Origin of the sequence: Mesorhizobium sp. M1A.F.Ca.IN.020.06.1.1 (assembly GCF_004023265.1) — a bacterium.
Classification (GTDB): Bacteria; Pseudomonadota; Alphaproteobacteria; order Rhizobiales; family Rhizobiaceae; genus Mesorhizobium.
In genome coordinates, this window is the sequence record NZ_RZSR01000539.1 from 1 (window position 1) to 4,131 (window position 4,131).

7 protein-coding genes are annotated in these 4,131 nt (G+C 63.7%); 3 read left to right on the forward strand and 4 right to left on the reverse strand.

Annotated elements, in window-relative coordinates; translation table 11 throughout:
• The coding region (locus tag EOA60_RS21750; protein ID WP_128311848.1) for an LLM class flavin-dependent oxidoreductase at positions 1–588 on the reverse strand (588 nt) is incomplete at its 3' end.
• Positions 589–814: 226 nt separating this feature from the next.
• Between EOA60_RS21750 and EOA60_RS21755 the strand changes: the two genes are divergently transcribed.
• On the forward strand, positions 815–1,243 hold the full coding sequence (locus EOA60_RS21755; RefSeq protein WP_067323757.1) for a DUF6481 family protein: 429 nt from the start codon (positions 815–817) through the stop codon (positions 1,241–1,243).
• A gap of 65 nt (positions 1,244–1,308) precedes the next feature.
• On the opposite strand, the gene sugE is transcribed toward EOA60_RS21755, so the two are convergent.
• Positions 1,309–1,623, reverse strand: coding sequence for a quaternary ammonium compound efflux SMR transporter SugE (gene sugE, locus EOA60_RS21760; protein ID WP_095825476.1), 315 nt, complete (start codon positions 1,621–1,623; stop codon positions 1,309–1,311).
• 197 nt (positions 1,624–1,820) lie between these two features.
• A complete protein-coding gene (locus tag EOA60_RS39750; RefSeq protein ID WP_082953831.1) occupies positions 1,821–1,946 on the reverse strand; it encodes a hypothetical protein in 126 nt (41 codons plus the stop codon).
• A gap of 247 nt (positions 1,947–2,193) precedes the next feature.
• Between EOA60_RS39750 and EOA60_RS21770 the strand changes: the two genes are divergently transcribed.
• A complete protein-coding gene (locus EOA60_RS21770) occupies positions 2,194–3,153 on the forward strand; it encodes a cation diffusion facilitator family transporter (RefSeq protein WP_095825574.1) in 960 nt (319 codons plus the stop codon).
• Between the two features lie 34 nt (positions 3,154–3,187).
• On the forward strand, positions 3,188–3,592 hold the full coding sequence (locus EOA60_RS21775; RefSeq protein WP_127334701.1) for a GFA family protein: 405 nt from the start codon (positions 3,188–3,190) through the stop codon (positions 3,590–3,592).
• A gap of 15 nt (positions 3,593–3,607) precedes the next feature.
• Here EOA60_RS21775 and rmuC read toward each other — a convergent pair.
• A partial coding sequence (gene rmuC / locus EOA60_RS21780; protein ID WP_128311850.1) for a DNA recombination protein RmuC occupies positions 3,608–4,131 on the reverse strand: 524 nt, incomplete at its 5' end.

Consider the following 4,131-nt stretch of genomic DNA (forward strand, 5'->3'; position numbering starts at 1 on the left):
CGCCAGCGGCAGGCCGAGCACGCCGGCGCGGGCGGCGGACTGCGGCGTCCCGCCAATAGCGATCCAGATCGGCAGCTTGTCCCGGAAAGGTCGGGGATAGACGCCGCGGCCGTTGATCGGCGCGCGCAGCTTGCCCTGCCACGTCACCTTCACCTGGTCGCGGATGGCAAGTAGGAGATCGAGCTTCTCGGCGAAGAGCTCGTCATAGTCCTCGAGATTGTAACCGAACAGCGGAAACGATTCGATGAAGGAGCCGCGCCCGGCCATGATCTCGGCGCGGCCCCCGGACAGAAGGTCGAGCGTCGCGAACTGCTGGAAGACCCGCACCGGATCGTCGGAAGAAAGCACCGTGACCGCGCTGGTGAGCTTGATCCGCTTCGTCCGCTCCGCGGCCGCGGCCAGCGCCACGACCGGCGCCGAGGCTGCATAGTCGGGGCGATGGTGTTCGCCGAGGCCGAACACGTCGAGACCGACCTGGTCGGCCAGCTCGACCTCCTCGATCAGGTTGCGCAGCCGTTCGTGCGGGCCGATGGCGCCGGGGCCCGGCTCCGGGCTGACATCCGCGAAAGTGTAGAGGCCAAGTTCCATTTTCATGCATCCTGATGCGCCGCTTGGGCGTTGATTGTTGGCGCTAGAGGTAGCGACCGGCCCCCAGAGCCGCCAGAGGCGCGATTTGTGAACAGTGCATCGCGCCGCGACGACGTATCCCGACGGCAACAGCCCAGATTTTCATGGCTGGCATACCGTTTTGGCGCTTGAACTCACCGCTTTCGCGCGTATGTAAGCGTCGCGAATTGACTTCAGGGAAGTGGACTTGGCTATTTACAGGGAAAAAGACATATTCGAGCGGCGCAACGCCGCGAACGAGGCAAAGAAGGCGCTCCTGGAGCGCTTCAAGTCAAAGCCGGCGGCGGACGATCCAGCGGTTCTGGCGCGTCAGGCGGAACGCAAGGCGATCCTCGAGGCCCGTGCTATCCGCGAGGCCGAAAAGGCCCGGTTGAAGCAGGAAAAGCTGGCGCGCGAAGCGGCCGAGAAGGCTGAACGCGAGGCAGCGGCCGAAGCGGCCCGTATTGCTGCCGAAGAGGCGGCGGCTGCCGAGGCCAAGATCCGCGAAGCCGAGGAAACCGAACGCATCGCCCGCCTGCTCGCCGAGGAGGCCGAACGCAAGGCCAAGCGCGATGCGCGCTACGCCGCCCGCAAGGCGCGCGTCGGTCGCACGCCTCCTGGCTTCTCGGCCCGCTAGGTTCGAGTTCGTTCGAAAAATGAATCAGGGTCGCCAGGAGCGGCCCTGAACGCGTTCGTGCTGCATCAGCCGACGAGCTTCAGCCCGACGATGCCGCAGACGATCAGGCCGATGCAGGCAAGCCGCACTGCGGTCGCCGGCTCGCCGAGCAGCCAGATGCCGAGCAAGGCCGTGCCGACAGTGCCGATGCCGGTCCATACCGCATAGGCCGTGCCGACGGGCAATGTCTTCAACGCAAGCCCGAGCAGGCCAAGGCTGACGATCATCGAGACGATCGTGAGCACGGTTGGCAGCGGCTTCGAGAAACCATCGGTATATTTGAGGCCGATCGCCCAGCCGATCTCGAACAGGCCGGCGAAGAAAAGGAAGATCCAGGACATCGCGAACGCTCCATCGATCGAGCATCGAATGCTCGACGTTTGACGTGGCGGGTCGTCCCCGCCGGGTTTCGGGGAAGCGAGGTCGTCCTCGCGGTACCGATATAGTGAGTTCTGTACCCCAATCAACAAAACACCGGCAGCATTCGGCATGCCGCCGGTTCAAATCCGCATCGAGACGGATCGGCCGCGCTGACGGCCTACTTCTCCTTGATGCGCATCGCCTTGACCGGCGGCGCCTTCGGAGCCGGGGCCGCGGCCGGTTTCTTGGCGTCCTTTTTCGGCTTGCGGGGTTCCTTGCCCGCCTTCATCGCACCTTTCGCCATGATTCGCTCCTCCGATTTGTGGGCGACACAAGTGAAACAAGAGAAGCGCCCGACCGCAAGAGGCCGCTTGCAGCTTCGAAAGCCGGCTTGCGCTATGTCAACCGTTTTCCCTTCATCCCGCGACCTCGGGATCGATCAGGCAACAGAAATGCATAGGGGCATCTGAACCTCGGAGCGGCTGGCGCATTGTCGGTGGAGCTTTGGGCGGCGGCCGCTGAGCTCCCACTTGGAAGAGGATCGGAAGCGCATGGCAGGGCATAGCGGCTCGAAAAGGGTGATCTACGCCGCGCTCGCCGGCAATGTTGCGATCGCCATGACCAAATTCGCCGCAGCATTCTTCACAGGCTCTTCAGCCATGCTGTCGGAGGGCGTGCATTCGCTGGTCGACACCGGCAATGGCGCGCTTCTGCTTTACGGCATGCGCCGCGCCGCGCGCCCGCCCGACCGCACGCATCCGCTCGGCCATGGGCGCGAACTCTATTTCTGGAGCTTTATCGTCGCGCTTCTGGTTTTCGCGCTGGGCGCGGGCGTTTCCTTCTATGAGGGCGTGATACACATCATCGCGCCGGAACCGGTCGTCAACGCCAAGGTCAACTACATCGTGCTTGGTCTTTCTTTTCTGTTCGAAGGCAGTTCCTGGCTGGTGGCGCTGAAGGAGTTCCGCCAGCAAAAGGGCAAGCAGGGCTGGTTTCAGGCGGTGCGCCGCAGCAAGGACCCCAGCGTCTACACCGTGCTGTTCGAGGACAGCGCGGCGCTGCTCGGCCTCGTCGTCGCCTTCGCGGGCATCCTTACGTCTGAACTTCTGGCGATCCCCGAGCTCGACGGCGCCGGCTCGATCGGCATCGCCGTCATCCTGGGCGCCACCGCCATCTTCTTGGCGCGCGAGAGCAAGGGTCTGCTCATCGGTGAGCCCGCTTCGCCCGAGGTGCAGCGCAAGGTTCTGGCGATCGCTCAGGAAGAGCCGGCCGTGCAGCGGGCGAACGGCATACTGAGCGTCCATATCGGCCCGGAGGAGATCGTCGCAGGCCTAAGCATCGAATTCGAAGATCATCTCACGGCGCCTGAGATCGAAGCCTGCGTTGAACGCCTGGAGGCGCGACTGAAAAGCGACATGCCCGAAATCACCAGGCTGTTCGTGAAGCCGCAGGCGACTGGCACATGGGAGCGCAGGCGTAAGGCTATCGCCGGGACCTCCGAAGAGGATTAGATTTGAGCGAAGCAATCTTTTGGGAGCATGCCGAATGAGAATCGACGGCGGGTGTCATTGCGGCGCCATCACCTACGAAGCGGAGGTCGATCCCGAAAAGACCTCGATCTGCCATTGCACCGATTGCCAGCAACTGACGGGAACGGCCTTTCGCGTGACGGTGGGCTCGCCAGAAGAGGATTACCGGATTACCAAGGGCACGCCGAAGGTCTACATCAAGACCGGATCCAGCGGCGCCAGGCGCGCTCAGGGGTTTTGCGGCGAATGCGGATCGCATCTCTATGCCACGTCGGTTGGCGATGGACCGAAAATCTACGGCATTCGGGTGGGCACGGCGCGCCAGCGCGACCAGCTGGTGCCGAGAAGACAGGTTTGGCACCGCTCGGCGTTGCACTGGCTGCCGGAGATCGAAGGCATCACCACCATCGAGGAGCAGTAACGGAGTTACGGCAGCTCAGTCGTCGCCTTCGACGACGCGCAGCCTGAGCTGACCCGTCTTGGAATCGGCCACGCGTGCGCCCGCCTCCACCTTGGCAGGACCGCGTGGCGGTTCGGGTTCGCCCTCGGCGAACTCCAGCGCCTCGATCTTCTGCCCGCGTTTGGTGACCTTCGTCGTCGAGACGAGGATGTCGTCGATATCCCTGGCCGCCTGGCCGAAATGCGTCTGCAGCCGGCGCACACGCTCGTCGACTCGCGCCACGTCCTCCATCAGGCGGATGACCTCGCCCTGGATCAGATGCGCCTGCTCGCGCATGCGCGCGTCCTTCAGGATCGCCTGGATGACCTGGATCGACAGCATCAGCAATGACGGCGAGACGATGACGACGCGGGCGCGGTGCGCCTTCTGCACCACGGGCTCGAAATTCTCGTGAATCTCGGCGAACACCGATTCCGAGGGCACGAACATGAAGGCGGTGTCCTGCGTCTCGCCCTGGATCAGGTATTTTTCCGCGATGTCGCGGATATGCACCTCGATGT

Excerpts from the sequence above, each read along its gene's own strand:
- sugE (WP_095825476.1), bottom strand. The coding sequence starts at position 1,623 with ATGTCCTGGATCTTCCTTTTCTTCGCCGGCCTGTTCGAGATCGGCTGG.
- EOA60_RS39750 (WP_082953831.1), bottom strand. The coding sequence starts at position 1,946 with ATGGCGAAAGGTGCGATGAAGGCGGGCAAGGAACCCCGCAAGCCGAAA.
- EOA60_RS21770 (WP_095825574.1), top strand. The coding sequence starts at position 2,194 with ATGGCAGGGCATAGCGGCTCGAAAAGGGTGATCTACGCCGCGCTCGCC.
- EOA60_RS21775 (WP_127334701.1), top strand. The coding sequence starts at position 3,188 with ATGAGAATCGACGGCGGGTGTCATTGCGGCGCCATCACCTACGAAGCG.